This is a genomic window from Xanthomonas sp. MUS 060, assembly GCF_000963215.1.
In the GTDB taxonomy this organism is placed as follows: Bacteria; Pseudomonadota; Gammaproteobacteria; order Xanthomonadales; family Xanthomonadaceae; genus Xanthomonas_A.
In genome coordinates this window covers 199757-222719 of the sequence record NZ_JZIM01000003.1, presented here as the reverse complement: position 1 = coordinate 222719, position 22963 = coordinate 199757, and the positions used below count along the sequence as shown (strand labels likewise).

The window sequence follows — 22963 nt, the reverse complement described above, 5'->3', positions numbered from 1 at the left end:
TCAATCACTTTCACGGAACGATTCCTCTGACAGCCAGTTCATGCAGGTATTTGCCGTAGTTGTTTTTCAGCAGTGGAGCGGCAAGCTTCTCCAGCTGCGCCGCGTCGATCCAGCCCTGCCCGAACGCGATCTCTTCCGGGCAGCACACTTGCAAACCTTGCCGCGCCTGGATGGTCTCGATGAAGTTGGACGCTTCGTGCAGCGACTGATGGGTGCCTGTATCCAGCCAGGCGTAGCCACGCCCCAATGCTTCCAGATGCAGTTCGCCGGCCTCCAGGTAACGGCGATTGAGATCGGTGATCTCCAGTTCGCCACGCGGCGACGGCTTCAGTTCCGCCGCATGATCGCTGGCTTGACCATCGTAGAAATACAGCCCGGTCACGGCATAGTTGGAGCGCGGCTTGAGCGGCTTCTCCTCCAGATCGACAACCTTGCCGGATGCATCGAACGCGGCGACACCATAGCGCCCGGGATCGTTGACCCAGTAGCCGAAGACGGTGGCGCCGCGTTGCCGCGCATCGGCGCGACGCAAGGTCTCGGTAAGACCATGACCATGAAAGATATTGTCGCCCAACACCAGGCAACTCGGCTTTCCGGCAACGAAATCGCGCCCGATCAGATACGCTTGCGCCAATCCATCCGGACTCGGTTGCACCGCGTAGGCGATGTTCATTCCCCACTGCGCACCATCGCCGAGCAACGCGTGGAATAGCGCCTGCTCGTGTGGCGTATTGATAATCAGCACCTCGCGAATCCCAGCCAGCATCAGCACACTGAGCGGGTAATAGATCATCGGTTTGTCGTAAACAGGCAGCAGCTGCTTGCTCACGCCTTTGGTGATCGGATAAAGCCGCGTACCGGAGCCGCCTGCGAGAATAATGCCCTTGCGTTGCGTCATGAGGTCTTTCCTTTGAATGTCAGCACCGCCCAAGCGGCACGCACGTTGCGAGGGACGCGAGTTATGCCGCCGTCCCGATCCGTTCCAGGCGATAACTGCCGTCGAGTACGCCCTGCACCCAATCCTGATGGTGCAAGTACCAGTCCACGGTAATCGCAATGCCTTGCTCGAAGCTGTACGTCGGCTCCCAGCCCAGTTCGTCCTTCAACTTGGACGCATCGATCGCGTAGCGTCGGTCGTGACCCGGCCGATCGGCGACGTGGGTGATCTGACTGGCGCGGGGTTTGCCGTCCTCGCGCGGACGCCGCGCGTCCAGCAGTGCGCAGATTGCCTGCACCACCTCGATATTCTGCTTCTCGGCGTTACCACCGACGTTGTAGGTCTCGCCGACCTTGCCCTTGGCCAGCACGGTGCGAATCGCTTCGCAGTGGTCGCCGACGAACAACCAATCGCGCACCTGCTTGCCATCGCCATAGACCGGCAGCGGTTCGCCGGCCAGCGCCTTGGCGATCACCAGCGGGATGAGTTTCTCCGGGAAGTGATACGGGCCGTAATTGTTGGAGCAGTTGGTGGTCAGCACCGGCAACCCATAGGTGTGGTGGAACGCACGCACCAGGTGATCGGAAGCGGCCTTGGACGCGGAATATGGCGAGTTCGGCGCATATGGTGTGGTTTCGGTGAACTTGCCGGTCTCACCGAGCGTGCCGTACACCTCGTCGGTGGACACATGCAGGAAGCGGAAACCTTCGCGGCGTGTGTCCGGCAAGGCTTTCCAGTAATCGCGCACCGCTTCCAGCAGGCCAAGCGTGCCGACGACATTGGTCTGGATGAACGCTCCCGGGCCATCGATCGAACGGTCCACATGGCTTTCGGCAGCGAAGTTGACCACCGCATCAGGCTGATGCTCGGTCAGCAGCCGGGTCACCAGCGCGCGGTCACCGATATCCCCGTGCGCGAAGACATGATCCGGATTCTCCTGCAGCACAGCCAAGGTGTGCAGATTGCCTGCATACGTCAACGCGTCCAGGTTGATCACGCGCACGCCGCGCGCCACCGCCTCGAGCACGAAATTGCCGCCGATGAAACCGGCACCGCCGGTCACGAGCCAAGTCGCCACTGTTGTGTCTCTCCTGATCGGACGCCATCGGCACCCAATGCCCAAACCCCACAGAATATACGCTTTATATGAACCGGTCGTGGTCGCCGCACGGGGCGATCGCGGCCCGCTGATTGCGCCCTCCATACGCCATCGCATGGCAGCCCGCGCCCGGTTAGAATCTTCCGACTGCCCCGCGCCTGCCGTTGCGGCCGAGGCTTCCCGCACTACTGAAGGATCACGTACACGATGAAAATCCTCGTCGCCTACAAGCGCGTGGTGGACTACAACGTCCGCATCCAGGTCAAACCGGACGGCTCCGGCGTGGTCACCGAGGGCGTCAAGCTCTCCGCCAATCCATTCGACGAGATCGCCCTGGAAGAGGCGCTGCGCCTACGCGACGCCGGCATCGCCAGCGAGGTGGTGGTCGCCACCATCGCGCCGGCCGACGCCGCCGCGCACCTGCGCAACGGCCTGGCGATGGGTGCCAACCGCGCCATCCACGTGGTGACCGACGCCGCGATCCAGCCGCTGACCGCCGCACGCACCTTGCTCAAGCTGGTCGAGCAGGAGCAGCCGGATCTGGTGATCCTCGGCAAACAGGCGATCGACGACGATGCCAACCAGACCGGGCAGATGCTGGCCACACTGTGGGGCCGACCACAGGCCACCTTCGCCAGCAAGCTGGTCGTGGCCGACGGCAAGGCCACGGTGACCCGCGAGGTCGATGCCGGCCTGGAAACAGTGGAAGTGGATCTGCCGGCGGTGATCACCACCGACCTGCGCCTGAACGAACCACGCTTCATCAAACTGCCGGACATCATGAAGGCAAAAAGCAAGCCGCTGCAGACCCTGGCCTTCGCCGACCTGGGCGTGCAGGCCAACGACAGCCTCGCCATCACCCATTACGCCCCACCCGCCAAGCGCAGCCGCGGCGTGATGGTCAAGGACGCCGCCGAACTGGTGGCCGCACTCAAGCAAAAAGGGTTGCTGTAATGGCCAAGATCCTCATCGTCGCCGAACACCTCAACGGGCAGCTCAACGCCGCCACCGCCAAAACCGTCAGCGCCGCGCAAGCGCTGTCGCCCGCCACCATCGACATCGTCGTGCTCGCCACCGATCCGACCCCGGTGGCCGCGCAGGCTGCGCAAATCGCCGGCGTCACCCGTGTACTCACGGTCGCCAACCCGGCCAATGCGCACACCATTGCGCAGGTGCTGGGCCCGCAGATCGCTGCGTTGGCGACCGGCTACACCCATGTGTTCGGCCCCTCCACCACCTTCGGCAAGGATCTGATGCCGGTGGTGGCCGCGCTGCTCGGCGTCAACCAGATCTCCGACCTGATGGCGGTGGACGGCGAGTACGCGTTCAAGCGCCCGATCTACGCCGGCAACGCCATCATCAGCGTACAGGCGCCGGCCGATCAGATCGTGGTCGCCACCGTGCGCAACGCATCCTGGCCCGAAGCGGCGCAAGGCGGCAATGCGGCAATTGAAGCGATCAGCGTGGACGTCGCGCTGCCCACCCACACTCGCTTCATCGACTTGGCCGCCGGTAGTTCCGACCGGCCCGATCTGCAAAGCGCCAAGCGCGTGGTATCCGGCGGGCGCGGCGTCGGCTCGGCGGAAAACTTCCAGATCGTCTACCAACTGGCCGACACACTCGGCGCGGCGGTCGGCGCCTCGCGCGCGGCGGTCGACGCCGGCTACGTGCCAAACGAGCTGCAGGTTGGGCAAACCGGCAAGATCATCGCACCTGACTTGTACGTAGCCATCGGCATCAGTGGCGCGATCCAGCACCTGACCGGCATCAAGGATGCAGGCACCATCGTGGCGATCAACAAGGATCCGGAATCGCCGATCTTCGAGATCGCGGATATCGGCTTGGTCGGGGATCTGTTCACCGTGCTGCCGGAGTTGGAAAAGGCGCTTGGTTGACACGCCGATCTTTTGCCACATTGGGCCACCACGGCGGCGCGCTGGCGAGTTAAGATCCAGGAGTTGATGATTTCCCCGGCAAAGGCAGGGGAAATCATGAAAAATCCACTACAATCTGCTGTCTCATGAAAGGCCGACAACTCTCTGAGGCCTCGCGATCGAGGTGACCGCGCGGCCAACAGCAGAGCCGGGGGAGCAGCACACATGATCGTAGGCAACGGACTGCTCGCATCCGCATTTGACCCGAAGACGGTTGAGATGCTCGATGCGATCATTTTCGCCTCAGGTGTATCCAATTCCAACGAGACCGACCCTGCCTCCTATGCGCGAGAAGAACGCCTGCTGTGCGAGCACCTTGACTCGACCCATGGCACGTTCGTCTACTTCAGCACGTGCAGCATCGCCGATCCTGATCGTGGCTCGGGCATGTACGCGCGGCACAAGAAGCGAATGGAGGACAGGGTTGCGAAGCAGGACAACTACCTCATCCTGCGCTTGCCGCAAGTCGTGGGCAACACCCGAAATCCGAATACATTGACCAACTTTCTCGCCAGTCGTATCTCCCAGGGTGCAACGATCCCTCTGTGGTCCGGGGCGGTCCGTTGCTTGGTGGACGTGGAACATGTGGCGGCAATTACTCTGGAGCTGCTAAGCCAACCCCGCCCGATACGCCTGCTAGCTGATATCGCGCCACCTGAGGTGGTGACGATGCCACGTCTGGTAGACATGCTCGAATCCGCGATGGGAATCGGCACTAAGCGACAACTGATCAACCGCGAGGGCGGCAGCCATCCAGATCCCTCGTTGATGCTATCGCTCTCGCCAGGCTTAGGTCTGGATATCAGCAGCGGCTACACTGATCGCCTTCTCCGCAAATACTATGGGCGTTCCGATGCGTTGTGAGATATACGAGCTGTCGGTCGTCATTCCGGTATACCGCAGCGAATCAATCCTTCCTGCACTTGCGCAGAAACTCGAGGAGGCCCTGTACCCCCTGTTTGGCGACGCGTTCGAGGTGATTCTGGTCAACGATTGCAGCCCAGACAGGTCACGGGATGTACTGCTCGAACTAGCTCGCGGGCGCGACTGGTGGAAGGTGGTCAGCCTGCGCAAAAATGCAGGCCAACACAATGCGATCATGTGCGGGTTACGCATGGCCAGGGGCAAGCGCATCGTCACCATGGACGATGACCTGCAACACGCTCCAACCGACATCCCCGCGCTGCTGAGCACCCTGGGCGACCGCTATGACGTCTGCTATGCGGGCTTCCATTCCAAACGGCACGCTCTGTGGAAGCAATTGGGCAGCAACTTCAACGATTGGGCCGCCACGCAGCTGCTCGGCAAACCGAAGGGTCTGTACCTGTCCCCCTTTAGGGCAATGGTGTCTGGCGTGCGGGACGAGCTGATCAAGTTCACCGGACCAAATGTTTATCTCGATGGTTTGATTTTGGGCACAACCAGCCGAATCACCAGCATTACCATCGACCATCATTCCCGTGCCGATGGACAGTCAGGCTATAGCCTACGCAAGTCGATCTCGCTTTGGCTCAAAATGGCGACAAGTTTTTCCGTACTGCCCTTGCGCCTAGCTTCCCTTATGGGCATTGCACTCTCGGCATTCGGATTTCTGCTGGCGCTGGCCTTCGTTATACAGCGTTTCACCATCAATGCGATGCCAGTGGGCTGGTCTTCACTGATTGTGGCAGCATTGATCATTGGTGGCGCGCAACTGCTCGCACTTGGCGTGATCGGCGAGTACCTTGGGCGCGTTCTCCGTCATGTCAATGCAACCCCGCAAACGGTGATCGAGACGACAGCCAACCTCGACGATATAGCCAGCGAGCCCCGGGCATGAATATCCTGCGTACAGCCATCGCCGATCCGCGGTTACGGCAGTTCATCCTGTATGCCGTGTGTGGCGGCACCGGTGTAATGGTCGACCTGTCGCTATACACCCTGCTCATCTGGCTGCACGTCAATTACCAGACAGCCAATGGAATCGGCTATGCCGCCGGCACCTTAATCAGTTTCGCATTGAACCGACACTTTACCTTCCAGGCATATGACAAGACTTTGCAGCGGCTGGGCTTGTTTTTCGCTGCAGCCTTGATCGGATATCTAGCCTCCAGCGCTCTACTGTGGATATTGGTCGGTGTACTGGGCTGGGCACCACTACCAGCTAAACTCGCGACGCTGTTTATCGTTCTGATACTTCAGTTTTCGCTGAATCGTGCCATCACTTTCAAAGCATCAACGGGCAAATCAAGCAAATGAGCAACCAATTCCATACTGCTGTCGTCGGCGGCGGCTTCGCCGGCCTGTCCGTGGCTTACGAGATAGCCAAAGCCGGGAAGCGCGTGGTGGTCATCGAGAGAGATGGTGAGCTTGGTGGTCTGGCCGGCGGTTTTAAGGTTGGCAATGAAGTTCTTGAGAAGTTCTATCACCATTGGTTCAACAATGACGCGGAAATCTTCAAGCTGATCGAAGAACTCGGCGAGCGCGAGAATATCTTACTCAGGCCGACCCGCACCGGAATGTACTATGCCGACCAGTTCTTCCGGCTGAGCACCCCGTTGGACCTATTGCGTTTCAAGGCGCTCCCATTCCACGATCGAATCCGACTCGGCATTGCGGTGCTCCGCGCACGGTCAGTGAAGAATTGGAAGCAGCTCGAGAAGCTCAGCGCCAAGGAATGGCTGATCGACCTTTGCGGGCAAAATGCGTATGACGTCGTGTGGGACCCGCTCCTGGTCGGTAAATTCGGCGATGTCGCCGATGATGTATCTGCAGTATGGTTCTGGAAGAAGCTGGTCCTGCGCGGCGGCAGCCGAAGCAGCTCAGGTGATGAGGTGCTTGCATACTACAGGGGCGGCTTTGCCGAACTAGCCAATCGCCTTGGCAAGGAAATCATCAAGCTCGGCGGCGAAATTCGTCTATCCACTCGGGCGCTCCGCGTGACGACCGATGCCGGCCGTGCAACAGGCGTGGAAACCAGCGACGGCGCTGTAACGGCCGAAAACGTGGTGCTTTCCACAGCATTTCCGATCACCGCGGACCTGCTGGAGGGGAGCGCACCACAGGATTATCTCGACCAACTGCGTCGTATCCGCTATTTGTCCAACGTCTGCATGGTGCTAAGCCTGAACCGCAGCCTATCTGACACATACTGGCTCAACGTTAACGACCCTGGCTTCCCCTACGTTGGCGTCATCGAACATACTAATTTCGAGCCGCCGAGTTCGTATGGTGGTCGCCATATCGTGTACCTGTCAAAGTACCTTCCCCCAAGCCACGTGATGTACACGATGAGCGATGAGGAATTGCTCGATTTCTCTGTGCCTCACCTGCAGAAGATGTTTCCCGAATTCAACCGTAATTGGATCCAGGACGTCCACGTGTGGCGTGCCGACTATGCGCAGCCGATCGCCGAGAAGCACTACTCGCAGTTCGTGCCTGGCCGCGTGACACCGCTGGCCAACACCTTCGTCACCAGCATGGCTCAGGTTTACCCGGAGGACCGCGGCACCAACTACGCCGTGCGCGAGGGCCGCGACCTAGGCCGCAGCATTATTTCGACAAAGAGGAAAACTGGGTGAATACGCACTACTTCGCACAGGGCACGGATGATCTGTTGCGTCGTCTCTCGCGAGTACAACGCCGATTTCGGGTGGCGCTCGCCTACCTGATCGCGTTTCTTATTCTAACTTGCGTCGTTTATACCGCCTTGATACGCCTCCCGGCGACAAGAGTCGGCGACGGCGCAGAGTATTACGCGATGGAACTGGCCATTAGCCAGGCACATCGACCGTTTGTTACAACCCCCACATGGGAAGCGTATGAGCAATTGCGGAAACAGAGAAGCATTGCCTCCCTGCAGAGTGCAGATCAACTAAAGCACGCTTATGTGACTCTGACGCTTGGAGGTGAAACCGACTTCAACCATTTCTGGTTTTATCCTCTCATGGCGAGCGCGGTCAGCACGCCAGCAACGCACTTGGGGTTGATCCGAGCATCGCATGCCCGTTTCCTACTTTTACATTCGCTATTAATCGCGGGCATACTGTTACTTTGCTTTCGCCTGCATGGCTTCAGGGGCACAGTCGCAGCGCTGGCTTTGGTCGTAACGTCACCAGCACTTTGGTATGTGGACAAAGTCCATACCGAGTTATTCACCGTTGTCTTGACGATTGCGGCAATGAGCTTGGCCCTGGAACGGCGCTGGGCATTTGCGGGACTGATGCTGGCACTGGCGACCACCCAGAACATCAGCTTCGTGTTTCCCGCCATTGCGGCCTGCATCCTAGCACTTACAGCCTATCATCCAAGGGCAGCCGACAAGCCAAGGCTAGCTGATATCCTGGCACTTGTTACAGCCGCACTATTGGCGCTCCTGCATCCGTTCTACTATTTCTCACGCTATGGCGGACTAACTCCGCAGTTGATCAACAAAGGCGCAGAAGTAGCCCACCTGGATGTTCTTTCATCCATGCAGTACTTGGTCGATCCTGATGTCGGACTGCTCCCGAACTGGCCCCTGGGCCTACTGCTACTCGTAGTAGCTGCACATGGGCTGTACACACGTCGACTTACCCTGCCCAGGCCTGGCATGGCCTCCTTCTCCATCGTCTTCTTGCTATCTGCAATGGCAGCGCAAGCCGCCACAATCAATATCAATTCAGGTGGCACCGCAGGACCTTCGCGTTATGGCCTATGGTATCTATGCCTGTTTTATCCAATTATCGCGCTGCTTGAGCCGTTGCCTAGCGGGCGATTGAATCGCTGGCTCGCGCGTGGCGCGTGGATTGCGGCTTATGCTGCAGCGGCCATTGGCATAAGCGATTATCTACCAACCAAGCCTGAGTCATACACCACGCCCAGCCGCGCTGCTGCTTTGATTTATACGTATGCCCCGTGGCTTTGGAACCCTAGTCCCGAGGTGTTCTCGGAACGAAACGCGCAATTGGGGGAGTTTACCCCCGAGGGTCCAGCCCTGGTAATAAGCCAAGGCTGCAGCAAGGCGCTGTTTATCCCAGGTAAGCAACACCACGTCGCACTATATCCATCGAGCGCCTGCGGACTCACCGCTAAGGCGGTAGGTTGGCTCATGAACGAGCAATTCCCATCACTGCCGAGGAAGCCGACTTACTTTTCAATCGACATGCAAAATATTGAGGCGTTGATGCGCACGTTGTCGGTAAGCCAGCGTGTGGGGCCTGACGATTTGCGCCCCTACCTAGGCGAGGGCTGGTCGGTGGACGAGTCCTGGGGCGTGTGGTCGCTCGGTGAGCACTCCAGCCTCCACCTCAAAGTAAAGCAGGCAGTCACGAAAGGATCGTACCTAATGCTGCAAGCCAATGGCCTTTGGCACGATAGCCGCCAGGCAATGACGATGAAAGCTCGGGTCAATGGTGGCCCTTGGCAAACCCGCACACTGACCGCATCCGAGCCACAGCCTGCGACCATAGCCATCCAATTGCCAGCACTGGTCGCAGGTACCAACCTCAAAGTGGAACTGCATTACGACAAGCCGGCTTCACCAGCGAGCCTTGGATTGTCATCCGACGACCGCGAACTCGGCATCGGCCTTGTCTCCCTGAGCTTGAAGCCGCTGCCGCCCTGAGGCGTTACTTGGATCTCTTGGTACTTGCGCCAGACATACGCCATCTGCTTATACAGCAGGCCCTGTTTGAGTTTTCCCTGATGGCGTGAAATTTTTCGGAAGCATTCACCTGGGCGTATCGAATCCTCTTGGAGCGTGAGCCCGAAAATGAGCCGACAGTGTCAACAACAACCTCAACCTGACCCACCTTGAACGCTGATCAGCAACTTTAGAGTTGACCCACCTCGATGGTTTCTGCGGGGCGGGATGGAATGAGGCCGGCCTTGCGTTTGTCTTTGAGTCGGAAGCTTTCTCCTTTGATCTGGATGACGTGGGCGTGGTGCAACAATCGATCCAGCAAGGCAGCCGTGAAGGTGGTATCGCCGGCGAGGGCTTGATCCCATTGTCCGAACGGCAAATTGCTGGTCAGCACCATGGCCCCTTTCTCGTAGCGCTTGGCCACGACCTGGAAGAACAGATTGGCCTGGTCGCGGTTCATTGGCAGATAACCGATCTCGTCGATGATCAGCAGCCTCGGCCCCATCACGTTGCGGCGGATGAAATCGGCCAAGCGATCCTGGCGTTGGGCCGCAATCATGGCCACCATCAGATCGGCCGCACTGACGAAGCGGGTTTTCATGCCCGCCTGGGTAGCCAAATAGCCCAAGCTGATCGCCAGGTGGATTTTGCCGACGCCGGAGGAGCCAACATGCAGGTGTATGGCGACGACAAGGTCTGGCGACAGCTAGCTCGTGAGGGAACAGCGGCAGCGGAACCGTCGAACGGCTGATGAAGTGCCTCGGACTTCACATGTGTCTCGACCTAGCAAGGCTGGCAATACGTGGCCTTGCTCATCGACGTCTATGCCTGGCACATCATCAGTTGGCGTTTCAGCAGTTCGATGACGACAGACTTCGTGCTCAACGCTCTCGAGCAGGCCATGTTCGCATGGAAGCCAGAACGTGATCGTCGTCTGGTGCTTCACTCGGATCACGGATCGCAATACGTCTCAATCAGCTATGACGAGGGGTTAGCCGAAGCCGGTGTCGAGCCGTCGTTTGGCAGCAAGGGTGAAAGTTACGACAACGCCCCAGCCGAGACGATCAACGGAAAGTCGAGTTGATCCATCGCCAGGCACACTGGAAAACCAAGGAGTCCTTGGAACTCGCGACGCTCGAATGGATGTACTGGTTCAACCACCACCGACTGCTTGAGTCCATCGGCCGCATCTCGCTTGCCGAGGCTGAGGCAAACTACTAGCCAAGCAGGCCGTCTTCACGGCCTGACTTAGACCAACCGGCCTACACGGAACTCGGGGGGATTCAGTATTGCGCGAGCAATCCAACTGCTTCGCAATCGCTCTGACACTCTCGCCTATGTTGGCCATTACGCGCATTTCCACTACTTGCTTCTCAGTCACAACATCAGCAGCCTTCAAAAAGCCGTCATCGCGTCCTATCTGTGTCACTTTCACTTCGGTGCAGTGGGTCATTCCATATCAGCGCCAACGTGATGACATCGCTTCGAAGTTGATATTGTAGAAAATAATCATTCGACGCATGGAATTTTCGCCACGAAGACCGAACCAAATCATATTGTCAATCCGCACCATTTAAGAACTCAGACCCAGTGCCATAGTAGAAGAAGCGCTTGAGAGAGATCTCAAGATAATAACGGAATCAGTCGTCGCCAACCATCGGCTTGCATCTTGGCAATCATCACCGGCAGAAATCGACACAGAATCAATATGAAATGAGCAGAAGTGCCACACAACTCCTCAGGCGTCGATGCGCTTTAGTACAACAATTTTTCCATCAATCCGCGTGACGATTCGCGCCAGGTCAAAGTCCGGATATTGGTCGGCACCTTCCATCCGAGCGCTACGCCACGTTCGATTTCAGCTGCAAGTGCATCTGCATCGCCCACAGGGAAATAGCTTGCCTCTTCGCCCGCGATCTCCCTGAAAACAGCAAGATCGCTGAGCAAAAGTGGCTTGCCACGACTGCCTGCCTCCACCACAGGCAAACCAAATCCTTCCGCAACCGATGCCTGGACCAATACATCCACCCTGTCCATCAGGTGATGCAGGTCGGTATCCGACACCCCCTGCAACCAGAAAAGTCGTGTGCCCAATTGCGGATGTGCCTGGAGTTTTTGCACAAGCTCTTCAACGTTCCATCCATGTTTACCGACGATGGCCAGTGCGACATCACCACCACGTGCCCATATTGTTTCGAAGGCTGTCAGAATGGTCGCGTAGTCCTTACGTGGCTCGACTGTACCAATTGCCAAGACTAGCGGCCTTGCACCCAGCCCTTCCAGCAGCGACGCAATCGCGTCTGACGCCTGGCCGGCGATCTGGCCAGACTCCAGATCGCTCCCCAGGTGCATGGCGCGCGTCCAGGGCCTTGCCACCGGATGTGCGGGCTGCTCATCCAGGAAACGCTCAAGATCCTGCTGCGTCGCCTCGGAAATACAGACAAACCCATCTGCGGTGGCTGCAGCATGCTCAAGCCATCCCCGGAACACTGGCGGCATGACGGGATCGCAGGTATGCGGCACTAGCAAGGGGATAAGATCATAGACCATCCAGACCACCTCGCCGCCTGTGGCGGCCACCTGGGCGTGCAGGGCATCAAATCGTTCGGGACTCCACCACGATGAGTCGAGCATCAGCAGCAGGTCATTCGGCTTTACCGTGACTCGCACGCCCGCGTTGGCGGTTTCGATGGACATACCGAGGTGGTTGGCGGCGTAATCACTGGCATACAAGATGCCGTGCTCGGTCCAACAGATGGGCTGTACTTCCACCCCCACCTCGTCAGCTAGTGCGTGTAGGCCTGCACAATAATTGCGCACAACGCGCTGAACGCCGCTACGTGCGTCCAGTCGCACCACCTCACTGACATCAACCAGGATACGGCGTCGACCCCGCGCGGCAGCTGCGGCTAGACCCTGCTCCAAATGACCAACTGCATCGGGGGCATCAATCAACAGCCCTGACCAGGCATCGATGTCCTCCTGAGTCACCCGCACACGATCAAAATTGTCGACTTTGCCAAACTGGGGCTGCATCGCCTTGGCGTCGCCTGCCAGAGTTCGCATCGCAGCGAGTGCGCTTTCAGCGCATGACTTCCAATTGTACGTCCAAGCATGTGCCTTGACCCCGGAAACCAATACCTCACGAAAGGCTACATCTTCCAAGGCGGCTTCAAGAAGCGATGCAGCCGCGTCAATGTCATGCGGGTTGAACAGGCAACGCGGATCGTGCACGACTTCAGGCAAACTGCCAGTGTTGGCGCTTAAAAGTCGTGTGCCCAATTGCGGATGTGCCTGGAGTTTTTGCACAAGCTCTTCAACGTTCCATCCATGTTTACCGACGATGGCCAGTGCGACATCACCACCACGTGCCCATATTGTTTCGAAGGCTGTCAGAATGGTCGCGTAGTCCTTACGTGGCTCGACTGTACCAATTGCCAAGACTAGCGGCCTTGCACCCAGCCCTTCCAGCAGCGACGCAATCGCGTCTGACGCCTGGCCGGCGATCTGGCCAGACTCCAGATCGCTCCCCAGGTGCATGGCGCGCGTCCAGGGCCTTGCCACCGGATGTGCGGGCTGCTCATCCAGGAAACGCTCAAGATCCTGCTGCGTCGCCTCGGAAATACAGACAAACCCATCTGCGGTGGCTGCAGCATGCTCAAGCCATCCCCGGAACACTGGCGGCATGACGGGATCGCAGGTATGCGGCACTAGCAAGGGGATAAGATCATAGACCATCCAGACCACCTCGCCGCCTGTGGCGGCCACCTGGGCGTGCAGGGCATCAAATCGTTCGGGACTCCACCACGATGAGTCGAGCATCAGCAGCAGGTCATTCGGCTTTACCGTGACTCGCACGCCCGCGTTGGCGGTTTCGATGGACATACCGAGGTGGTTGGCGGCGTAATCACTGGCATACAAGATGCCGTGCTCGGTCCAACAGATGGGCTGTACTTCCACCCCCACCTCGTCAGCTAGTGCGTGTAGGCCTGCACAATAATTGCGCACAACGCGCTGAACGCCGCTACGTGCGTCCAGTCGCACCACCTCACTGACATCAACCAGGATACGGCGTCGACCCCGCGCGGCAGCTGCGGCTAGACCCTGCTCCAAATGACCAACTGCATCGGGGGCATCAATCAACAGCCCTGACCAGGCATCGATGTCCTCCTGAGTCACCCGCACACGATCAAAATTGTCGACTTTGCCAAACTGGGGCTGCATCGCCTTGGCGTCGCCTGCCAGAGTTCGCATCGCAGCGAGTGCGCTTTCAGCGCATGACTTCCAATTGTACGTCCAAGCATGTGCCTTGACCCCGGAAACCAATACCTCACGAAAGGCTACATCTTCCAAGGCGGCTTCAAGAAGCGATGCAGCCGCGTCAATGTCATGCGGGTTGAACAGGCAACGCGGATCGTGCACGACTTCAGGCAAACTGCCAGTGTTGGCGCTTAGGAACAGGCGCGCCAAATGCCATTGCCTCAAGCACAGGAAGACCAAAACCCTCATAAAAGGAGGGAAAATAGAACACGCGGCAAGCCCGGTACAACGTGGCCAACTCGACATCATCGACACGGCCAAGCACGCGCACCCGCGAAGCGATATGCGAGAAGGAACCAGCGAGTGCCTCTTTGACATCTGTACCGACTTGGGTGAGCACAAGCAGATACTTCTTCTGAAGGCTACGTGGCAGTCGTGCAAAAGCCTCGAGTGCACCTAGGGTATTTTTGCGCCAGTCACCATTGCCAACCATTAGCACGAAGGGCTCGTCAATGCCGCGCCGCGCAAGGATTCCCTCATCAATAGGCGAGTCAGCCTGCGCAATGACCAACATATCCGGATCAAGTCCCGCATTGATCACATGAATCTTTTCCGGAGAAATACCAAGTTGCTCGATCAGGTCGACTCGCGTCGCTTGGGATATCGCCAGGAAACAATCGAATTTACTGAAACTCTCACATTTACGCGGATACCACTCAGCCATGAACGGATGCGGCGCCAGGTAGCGCTCCGGATACAGTAGCGGTATCAGATCGTATGCAATGACCGCCGTCTTCGGTCGCGAATCCGCTGCCCAGTTGATTTCGGTTGTATAACTGCCACCCGTTTCAAAGTAACTCGTATGCAGAAATGCATCCAGCCCTAAGGATTCGAAAAATCTACCACGCAGGCGCGCAGCACTTTGCATGCGTAGCGCGTCATGATCGACGAAAGCGCTTACAGGGTAGTGCATCACTGTCGTTGCTGTAGGCACACACTGATGGCGCAGACGCGACCGCGCCTGGCGCAGGCGCATAGGGTCCGCATTATCCAGCGCCAACAGGATCTCATCGTCCTGGCGCTGACGCATCATCTCGGCAACCAAGTTGTCAGCATACCTGCCGATCCCGCGGTCGCGCGAATCGGTCAGGCACGCCTGCATGTCGATAGCAAGACGCACCGTATTCCCCTACTCCGTCATTCAGATCGAATGTCGACGCATATCCGCGTCTACCATCATCGTGATTAGCTGTTCCAGGGACGTCTTGGGCTTCCAGCCAAGCTTTTCCATCGCTTTGCCGGGGTTTCCCAGCAGCACATCCACTTCGGCCGGACGGAAAAATTTCTCGTCGATCACCAAGTGATCATCCATATTCAGGCCCACGTGGCCAAAGGCAATCTTGCACATGTCGCGCACCGTCGTGGTGAGACCGGTGGCAACCACATAATCACCGCCTTCCGCCTGCTGGGTCATCAACCACATCGCCTCAACGTAGTCACCGGCAAAGCCCCAGTCACGCTTTGAATCGATGTTGCCCAGGCGCAGCTCCCGCTGCTTGCCCAGCTTGATACGGGCCACAGCGTCGGTGACCTTACGGGTCACGAACTCGATACCCCGCAGCGGTGACTCATGATTGAACAGGATGCCGCTCGAAGCGTGCATTCCGAAGCTCTCGCGATAATTCACCGTCGCCCAGTGCGCCATCAACTTCGCCACACCGTAGGGACTGCGCGGATAGAAGGGCGTCGACTCACTCTGCATCTCGGCCTGAATCAAACCGAACATCTCACTGGTGGATGCTTGGTAGAAGTGGGCCTTGTCATTGACGATGCGCACGGCCTCGAGCACGTTGAGCGCACCTACGCCATCGACTTGAGCCGTCAGAATCGGCTGTTGCCAAGACGAACCGACAAAACTCTGAGCGCCAAGGTTATAAACCTCGTCCGCCTTGGATACATGCATGGCGCGGATGAGTGACGACAGATCCATCAGATCGCCATCAAGCAGGACGACGTCATCGGCGATGTCCAATTCGCGCAGCCGCCACAGCGTGTCGCTGCTGCGGCGGGCAAGGATGCCATGCACCTTGTAGCCCTTGGACAGTAAAAGCCGAGAGAGGTAGGCGCCATCCTGGCCGGTAATGCCAGTGATCAGGGCGTTCTTACTCATTGATTTTTCCTTGCATGTTCAAGAATTTCGGAAAGTGTTGATTGTATGTCGAAAGCCTGCATCCAGTCGGTATCGCCCTGGAGTTTCGCGGGACTGGCCACCATGCGCCGCTGCTCGGCAGGACGCATCTTGGCCGGATCTTGGCGGACCTCCGCCTCGACGCCAGTGAGACGGCACATTTCAAGGAGCAAATCGCGGACGCGGCGCTCTACGCCAGACGCAACGATATAGGTTTCTCCGGACCTGCCGCGCGTTAGCAGAGCCGCATAAGCCGAGACGACGTCTCGCACGTCACTGAAATCGCGCGTCGTATCGATATCTCCCGCCTCGATAACCGGAGGCTGCCGCCCCTCGGCAATGGCGACTACCTGCCGGGCAAGGGAAGAAAGCACGAAACGACTACCCTGGCCAGCGCCCACATGATTGAACGGGCGCGCGATCACCACATCGAGCTTCTCGCTTCGATGCCATTGCATGCAGAGCTGCTCAGCCGCCCATTTGCTGACGGCATATGGGCTGCGAGGTTCCGGCAGAAGGGTCTCGTCGACAGGGAGATCGCCCTCGGGAACGCGTCCGTAAATATCACCGGAGCTGACATACAGGAAGCGCCCGGAGAAACCTTTCCGCGCAAGCGCCTGAAGCAGATGCAGGGTCCCAATCAAGTTGACCTGCAACGTCTCATCAGGGTCGTCGAACGACTGGGGTACGAAACTCTGTGCAGCAAGGTGGACTACCGCGTCAGGACACGCATCGCCCAGCGCACTTTCGATTGCAGCCATATCGCGCAAATCAGTACCGGCTGGCAATGGCACAGCCTCGACATGACCGAACTGCCCCTGCGCCACCGCGTCCAGCAAATGCTTTCCGACGAACCCACCGGCACCCGTCACAAGAAGCTTTTTCGGTCCATCATTCATGCGGAACTTCCCCACGATGGGCAACGATCGCGTAATCGGGAGCGACGTGCGTACGAGCAAGCAGATTATTGATCGAGGATGATCCTGGCAGATCATCAGGCAACAAGGCTGGGGCACTCAGATCGCGCTCTTCAGTGAGGCGCTCGATCCTTGCATCCGAATAACCACGCGCCTGGACGACCCAACGCAGCATCTGCGGCGGCAGCGGATTGCGATGGGTAGGATCCATGTAGAAATAGATCGTCGCCACATCCAGATTTTCGGGATTCGGAGTTTCGAGGATCAATACGCCGCCGGGTCGCAATACGTGATGGCATGCGTCAATGAGTTCCACAACGCGGTCGAACGGCAAGTGCTCGACCAGATGCATCGAGGTAATCGCGCCAACACTGCCTGCAGGCATCATTCGCAGCACCTCGATCGCGTCCCCCTCGATCACCTCCATACCCCGCAAAGTCGCATCACTGACAAAACGGGAATTAAGATCGACCCCGCGCGCATGCAGCCCTTCGTCACGTAACAACGCAAGCCATTCCCCACGACCACAGCCAACGTCGACGACTGGAGCCTCTAACGTTCCCGCGCCGCACTCGCGAACGAATTGCAAGTAGGGACGTGCGCGCGCCTGGATCAGTGACTCCGGTCCACGGAAGCGATCTTCGAATGCTGAATACAGCGCGTCCAACTTTGGCGCAAGAGCGGCACGACGCGCCTCCTCCTCAAGCAGTCGTCTTTCACGCGTTTGCAGACCTGAAAGTTGATGCTCGATTGCTTCGAGCCGGCTGCCAGCCTCGAACACCACCTGATTGACATGCCGCCCCAATCGATGAACCTCGCGTGCGCTACGAACCTCCAGCCAATATATTTGGCTTTCGCGACGCCCGAGGCGGAGCAGCGCATGGGCCCAGGAGAGGACGGGACCCACCAGACGCTTGCGCTTCCAGCGATGCAGTAGCCACGCCAGGCGCAATCCTCGTACCGGTACGCCGACAGCCATGCCCTCAGGTGAAAAACGCATTGAAGCGATGAACTCCAACTTGGTCTGCGCACCTCGACGCAGCGCCTCTATATTCTCGAGAAACCCGACCGAATCAGGTGCACGACGCAGCAGCACACGATACGCGTTGCTGACAAAGTCGGCATCGTCCTGAGAAAGCAGATCACCCAAGTCATAGACTTCGCGTTGCGGCGTTGCGGGTGCGGCCGCGGTCCATATCTCGAAATTTTCCGGCCAGAGCGGGGAATCGACGCCAGTTACGTCCGTTGCCTTTCTCTTTAGCACGGCTGCATGAATCTTACGCAGGATATCGCCCACGCTCATTTCCATCAGCACCGGCGAGGATGTGGCGACGATTTTTGGCTGATTCGTCACGGCAAGCGACCTCCGTGCGGGACTTCAATCGACAGGACTGGTGGAATCCAAGCCGTACCAACGAAAGTGTCGTGACGGATATTGGCGACATTGAAAACCAGGGCCAAGTCGCGCCACTGGTAATTTCTGACCAGATGCGTCTCGGTACTGGACAAGGCCACCGACACGGAATAAGTCCCCGGACCGAGATTCACCGGGAAACGGGCATTGGCGATCAACTGGTCACCTGCCTGCAAGTGCTCTCGCATCTGACCAGTGTGGTGGGTATTCGTGCCAAAAACAGGCTGACCCAGCCTATCTTTGATCATGTAGCCGAGCACGAGTCGATCAATCGACTCGTTAACCCGAATCTTGCAACGCAGGGTTACCGGATCGCCTACGCCAACGTACTCAACTGGATTGCCGGTTTCGTCAAGAAGTTGAATCGAATCAAAAACCGCCTCGCCAGTACCGGACTCGGTCGCTATTCGGCCATCCTCGGCACTTGCAGTCCTGACACTCGCGTTCTCTTTTTCCGCAATCAGAGCGTTGTAGTAATCCATGACTTCCTGCGGATCGCCGTCTCTGATCAGCCGCCCCCCCTCGATCAACAGCGCACGATCGCACAAGGCCTGGATGGCACCCGCATCATGGGAAACGATCAGAAGGGTCGTACCAGCCTCTCGGAATTCACGTATCCGCTTGAAACACTTGTGTACGAAGTACGAGTCCCCCACTGATAGCGCTTCGTCAACGATCAGGGTTTCCGGCCGCACCGCAGTCGCCACGCTGAATGCCACGCGCATTTGCATGCCGCTTGAGTAGGCGCGGATCGGCTGGTCGAAATAATCGCCAATCTCGGCAAAATCCTCGATCGATTCGAGCATTGGTTCGATCTCGTGACTCGCCGCGCCCATCAGGCCGAGAGCATGACGTGCGTTCTCGCGACCGGTTAGCTCTGCATTGAAGCCGAGCCCAAGCTCCAGAAGGGCCGAGATGCGGCCGATGGCCGCTACCGAACCTTCGTTGGGGCGGACCGTGCCAGTGATGATCTTGAGCAGCGTGCTCTTGCCAGCGCCGTTCTGCCCGACCAGGCCGACGGCTTCGCCACGTCCTATCCGGAATGAAATATGCCGCAACACCCAGTGCTCGGACTGCGGCTTGACAGGAACACCGAACCAACTGGCAAAGCGTTGCAATTCACTCCGATAACTTCGGTAGCACTTGCCCACACCATCGACGACCAGTACGGAATTACTCATAGAGCATCAACCATCTCGGCAGAGGCGCGCCGAAAAACGAAGAACGAAAGAACCAGCGCCACCAATGCAAACACCGCCGGATAGACCAGTGAGTTCTGCGGCGCACGACCGTAAAGAAAGATGTCGTGATATCCAGTCGCCAGTGCGGCGACAGGATTCAGTCGTAAAATCGCCTGAAACCTTTCAGGGACAACCTGTGCGGGATAAGCAATCGGTGTCATCCAGAACCAAAACTGCATCGCCACCGCCATGATCTGTCCGATATCACGTGCGAACACATTGAGCGTACCCAGAAGCAAGCCGATCCCAGTCGCCAATGCGACGGTAATCGACAACAACAACGGCAACCAGACCAGCGCTGGTGTCAGCGAGATGCCCAAGCTCGGCACAAGCACCATGATGACCGCGAGCAAGGCAACATTGGTTACCATTGCCGAACCTACCGCGACTAAAGGTAGGCTGATTCTTGGGAACTGCATCTTCTTCAGTAGCGAGCCATTGTCGATAAAGACTGTGAGGCAACGCTGCACGATCTCCGCGAACGCGGACCAGCACAACAGACCGGAAAGCAGATAGACCGCGAAAGCGAAGTGATTTTCGATGCCCGGCAGCTTGGCGGCCAATACATTCGACAACACGACCGCAAAAATCAATGCCTGCGCCAATGGCTGCAGAACGATCCAGAGCGTACCCAGTTTGCTACGCGCAAGCCTGGAGCGGAAATCGTTAGCAATCGACGAAGCGATGAAGCCTCTGTAGCGCCATGCGGCCGCAATCAATGGTGACATGAAGTTCCTCAATCGTGTTGAGAGTGTAGCGCCGGGCTAGCGCTGAGCTGGCGCAAACGAACATCGATGGCGCGGGCCGCATGCTGCGGCGAGAGGAGCGCACCGACAGATTCCGCCGCCCGTTGACCGAGTTTCCGCGCTCGAACAGGGTCATCGGCAAGCATTTGCATGAACGCGGCGGCCTCTTCCACGTTGGGCTCGGCCCAGACATCGCCATGTTCGTGTGGATACTCACCCTCGCGCACAGGGACCAACCGATATCCCACCAGCATGGCATTGTCGGCCTCCATGAAGTCCAGGTTTCCCGACCAGGCCGTCGCAATGACGGGCTTACCCATCGCCATACACTCCGCCAATCCCAAACCGAAGCCCTCCGCCCGATGCAGCGAAACATAAGCATCGCAGCAGCGTTGCAAGGCATAAACGTGGGCGCGCTCGATCACCTCGTCGCGCACGACAATGCGTGGGTCGGTGGCGGCCTCGTTGAGCAGGCGACGAAACCAATCTTGGTATCGATGCCCATTGCTGGATTTCACCAACAACCGCACATCATCGCGCCCCTCTGGAAAAGCACGCTTGAACGCCGTAATCGCGGCATAGGGATTCTTGCGCTCGATCCAAGAATTAAAGTCGAAGGTTATCAGAAAGATAAACTTATCTTCTTCGAGTCCAAAATCCACGCGTTGCAGGCCGCTGTCGCCAATGGCCGAAAGTGGCTGCGGCACACGCAAGACTGGCTTGTCAGTGACCATGGAAAATGCGTTTTCAATGAAACGGGAGGCGACCATGATTTCGTCGACCAAGGCAATGGCGGGAAGCCATGTGCTGGGGACGCGCTCGAGCTCCCAGAACCAGCAGGCGATCAAATGTTTTCCTGCCAGACGCTCGACGCCCACCAGCTCAAGCGCCGACTTCAGATAATCGGGATTGACAAAAATAATGCTGACTGGATGCGGCAGATCATCGCCAATCCAAGCCTCCAAGCTATGGTCGTCCCAACCGTGCGGCAGACCGAGATCGATGTCGAACAATCGCACGGGTACCGCAGCCTCGATCAGCGCACGTGCGTACATGCGCAAGCTCTCACCCAGGCCGAACTGTCCGCGTACATAGCCGAGAATATTGACCCCCGAACCGACAGTGGCTTGCATCGGCGCAACTGGGCCAGCGACAGCCGCGGGCAACGGACCATCCCATGCAGGCGTCCGCGCAAAGCGCACACTTTCGGCAGAGGGCGCTGACAGCAGCCGAGCGGCGCCCACGCGCCAGGAAAGAGGCAACTTCCGATACAGCACGCCCATCCCGCTGCGCTGCCTGATCCAAGCAGACAGATTGAGCAAAAACAGACCCTTCGGCCCGCGCCGGCGAAGGTCGTTCATCAGCAGGACTCCAGCCGCTGCCCGATCATGTCAGAGCCCGCTCCAGGTCTTGCTGCAAATCCCCAACCTCCTCCACCCCCACGCTCAACCGCACCAGCGCATCGCTGATGCCAAGCTGTTGGCGACGCTGGGCCGGCACCGAAGCATGGGTCATCACCGCGGGGTGGTTGACCAGGCTTTCGACACCGCCCAGGGATTCGGCCAGGGTAAACAGCTGCGTCCGTTCGCAGAAACGCTTGGCCGCAGCGCCCCCCCCCTTGAGCACGATCGAGACGATACCGCCGTAGCCAGCCATCTGCCGGCTCGCCAGGGCGTGTTGCGGATGCGACGCCAGGCCCGGGTAAATCACCTGTTCCACCGCAGGCTGCGCTTGCAGCCAGTGCGCCAGTGCCAGGGCGTTGTCGCAATGCGCACGCATGCGTAGCGGCAGCGTCTTGAGCCCGCGCAGCGCCAGGAAGCTGTCGAACGGCCCCTGCACGCCGCCCACCGAGTTCTGCAGGAACGCCAGTTGCTCGGCCAGATCGGCGTTGTCGCCGACCACGGCGATGCCACCCACCATGTCGGAATGGCCGTTGAGGTATTTGGTCGCCGAATGCACCACGATGTCCGCGCCCAGGCTGAGCGGGCGCTGCAGCATCGGCGAGGCAAAGGTGTTGTCGACCACCACCAACAGGCCGTGCTTGCGCGCGATCGCCGCAATCGCGGCGATATCGACGATCTTCAACATCGGATTCGTCGGCGTCTCGATCCACACCATCTTCGTGGCCGGGGTGATCGCCGCCACGAACGCGGCCGGGTCGGTCAGATCGACGAAGCTGAACTCCAGGGCGGCGGTGCGCTTGCGCACGCGCTCGAACAGGCGATAGCTGCCACCGTACAAATCGTCCATCGCCACCACGTGGCTGCCGCTATCGAGCAGTTCCATCACCGTGGCGGTGGCAGCCATCCCGGAAGCGAAGGCGAAGCCACGGCTACCGCCCTCCAATGCCGCGACACAGCGCTCGTAAGCGAACCGGGTCGGGTTATGGGTACGCGAATACTCGAACCCCTGGTGTTCACCAGGGCTGGACTGGGCATAGGTGGAGGTGGCGTAAATCGGTGGCATCACCGCACCAGTGGACGGATCCGGAAACTGACCGCCATGGATGGCAAGTGTCGCCAGCGCCAGCACAGCGCTGGTGTCATGCGGGTTCGACGTATGATCCGTCATGCAGGGTTCCGAGAAATAAGGGCGTGATGGTAGCAGGAAGGCCTGAATGGCCTC

The 22963-nt window shown here is 58.6% G+C and carries 16 protein-coding genes and 3 pseudogenes; 8 read left to right on the top strand and 11 right to left on the bottom strand.

Annotated features, from left to right (window positions below; translation table 11 throughout):
* Nucleotides 1–10: 10 nt before the first annotated feature.
* Both rfbA and rfbB read right to left on the bottom strand, forming a co-directional pair.
* Nucleotides 11–898: a glucose-1-phosphate thymidylyltransferase RfbA gene (gene rfbA / locus XANALMUS060_RS05655; protein WP_045737536.1), complete on the bottom strand. Its 888-nt coding sequence runs from the start codon at nucleotides 896–898 to the stop codon at nucleotides 11–13.
* Between the two features lie 61 nt (nucleotides 899–959).
* On the bottom strand, nucleotides 960–2015 hold the full coding sequence (gene rfbB, locus XANALMUS060_RS05650; protein WP_045737535.1) for a dTDP-glucose 4,6-dehydratase: 1056 nt from the start codon (nucleotides 2013–2015) through the stop codon (nucleotides 960–962).
* A 228-nt stretch (nucleotides 2016–2243) separates the two neighbouring features.
* On the opposite strand from rfbB, the gene XANALMUS060_RS05645 reads away from it, so the two are divergent.
* The 7 genes from XANALMUS060_RS05645 (at nucleotide 2244) to XANALMUS060_RS05615 (ending at nucleotide 9554) form a co-directional block, all read left to right on the top strand.
* A complete protein-coding gene (locus tag XANALMUS060_RS05645; protein ID WP_045728457.1) occupies nucleotides 2244–2990 on the top strand; it encodes an electron transfer flavoprotein subunit beta/FixA family protein in 747 nt (248 codons plus the stop codon).
* The gene (locus XANALMUS060_RS05640; protein ID WP_045737534.1) at nucleotides 2990–3931 is read left to right on the top strand and encodes an electron transfer flavoprotein subunit alpha/FixB family protein; all 942 of its coding nucleotides are present in this window, start codon (nucleotides 2990–2992) and stop codon (nucleotides 3929–3931) included. The genes XANALMUS060_RS05645 and XANALMUS060_RS05640 overlap by 1 nt, the downstream gene beginning before the upstream one ends.
* Before the next feature lie 204 nt (nucleotides 3932–4135).
* Nucleotides 4136–4834: a hypothetical protein gene (locus XANALMUS060_RS05635; protein WP_045737533.1), complete on the top strand. Its 699-nt coding sequence runs from the start codon at nucleotides 4136–4138 to the stop codon at nucleotides 4832–4834.
* A complete protein-coding gene (locus tag XANALMUS060_RS05630; protein WP_045737601.1) occupies nucleotides 4824–5789 on the top strand; it encodes a glycosyltransferase family 2 protein in 966 nt (321 codons plus the stop codon). Before XANALMUS060_RS05635 ends, XANALMUS060_RS05630 begins: the two co-directional genes overlap by 11 nt.
* Nucleotides 5786–6208 carry a GtrA family protein gene (locus tag XANALMUS060_RS05625; protein WP_045737532.1) on the top strand — a complete coding sequence of 141 codons (423 nt, stop codon included), beginning with the start codon at nucleotides 5786–5788 and terminating at the stop codon, nucleotides 6206–6208. Before XANALMUS060_RS05630 ends, XANALMUS060_RS05625 begins: the two co-directional genes overlap by 4 nt.
* Nucleotides 6205–7530 carry an NAD(P)/FAD-dependent oxidoreductase gene (locus XANALMUS060_RS05620; RefSeq protein WP_045737531.1) on the top strand — a complete coding sequence of 442 codons (1326 nt, stop codon included), beginning with the start codon at nucleotides 6205–6207 and terminating at the stop codon, nucleotides 7528–7530. Before XANALMUS060_RS05625 ends, XANALMUS060_RS05620 begins: the two co-directional genes overlap by 4 nt.
* The gene (locus tag XANALMUS060_RS05615) at nucleotides 7527–9554 is read left to right on the top strand and encodes a hypothetical protein (RefSeq protein WP_045737530.1); all 2028 of its coding nucleotides are present in this window, start codon (nucleotides 7527–7529) and stop codon (nucleotides 9552–9554) included. The genes XANALMUS060_RS05620 and XANALMUS060_RS05615 overlap by 4 nt, the downstream gene beginning before the upstream one ends.
* 208 nt (nucleotides 9555–9762) lie before the next feature.
* Here XANALMUS060_RS05615 and XANALMUS060_RS05610 read toward each other — a convergent pair.
* A pseudogene (locus XANALMUS060_RS05610) lies at nucleotides 9763–10239 on the bottom strand (ATP-binding protein); the annotation flags it as partial.
* On the opposite strand from XANALMUS060_RS05610, the pseudogene XANALMUS060_RS05605 reads away from it, so the two are divergent.
* Nucleotides 10237–10793, top strand: a pseudogene (locus XANALMUS060_RS05605) (DDE-type integrase/transposase/recombinase); the annotation flags it as partial. The pseudogenes XANALMUS060_RS05610 and XANALMUS060_RS05605 overlap by 3 nt on opposite strands.
* A gap of 534 nt (nucleotides 10794–11327) precedes the next feature.
* Here XANALMUS060_RS05605 and XANALMUS060_RS21830 read toward each other — a convergent pair.
* The 8 genes and pseudogenes from XANALMUS060_RS21830 to XANALMUS060_RS05565 form a co-directional block, all read right to left on the bottom strand.
* Nucleotides 11328–14994: pseudogene (locus tag XANALMUS060_RS21830) on the bottom strand (glycosyltransferase).
* Between the two features lie 39 nt (nucleotides 14995–15033).
* Nucleotides 15034–16002 (bottom strand): GDP-mannose 4,6-dehydratase, encoded by a 969-nt coding sequence (locus tag XANALMUS060_RS05595; RefSeq protein WP_045737528.1) that lies wholly within the window; start codon nucleotides 16000–16002, stop codon nucleotides 15034–15036.
* Complete coding sequence (locus XANALMUS060_RS05590; protein WP_045737527.1) at nucleotides 15999–16919, bottom strand: GDP-mannose 4,6-dehydratase; 921 nt, start codon at nucleotides 16917–16919, stop codon at nucleotides 15999–16001. The genes XANALMUS060_RS05595 and XANALMUS060_RS05590 overlap by 4 nt, the downstream gene beginning before the upstream one ends.
* Nucleotides 16912–18291 (bottom strand): class I SAM-dependent methyltransferase, encoded by a 1380-nt coding sequence (locus tag XANALMUS060_RS05585; protein ID WP_235430367.1) that lies wholly within the window; start codon nucleotides 18289–18291, stop codon nucleotides 16912–16914. Before XANALMUS060_RS05585 ends, XANALMUS060_RS05590 begins: the two co-directional genes overlap by 8 nt.
* Nucleotides 18288–19532 carry an ABC transporter ATP-binding protein gene (locus tag XANALMUS060_RS05580; RefSeq protein ID WP_045737526.1) on the bottom strand — a complete coding sequence of 415 codons (1245 nt, stop codon included), beginning with the start codon at nucleotides 19530–19532 and terminating at the stop codon, nucleotides 18288–18290. Before XANALMUS060_RS05580 ends, XANALMUS060_RS05585 begins: the two co-directional genes overlap by 4 nt.
* Complete coding sequence (locus XANALMUS060_RS05575) at nucleotides 19529–20320, bottom strand: ABC transporter permease (RefSeq protein ID WP_045737525.1); 792 nt, start codon at nucleotides 20318–20320, stop codon at nucleotides 19529–19531. The genes XANALMUS060_RS05580 and XANALMUS060_RS05575 overlap by 4 nt, the downstream gene beginning before the upstream one ends.
* 8 nt (nucleotides 20321–20328) lie before the next feature.
* Nucleotides 20329–21699 (bottom strand): glycosyltransferase family 4 protein, encoded by a 1371-nt coding sequence (locus XANALMUS060_RS05570; RefSeq protein WP_045737524.1) that lies wholly within the window; start codon nucleotides 21697–21699, stop codon nucleotides 20329–20331.
* Nucleotides 21700–21724: 25 nt separating this feature from the next.
* Nucleotides 21725–22909, bottom strand: coding sequence for a cystathionine gamma-synthase (locus XANALMUS060_RS05565; RefSeq protein ID WP_045737523.1), 1185 nt, complete (start codon nucleotides 22907–22909; stop codon nucleotides 21725–21727).
* Nucleotides 22910–22963 lie beyond the last annotated feature (54 nt).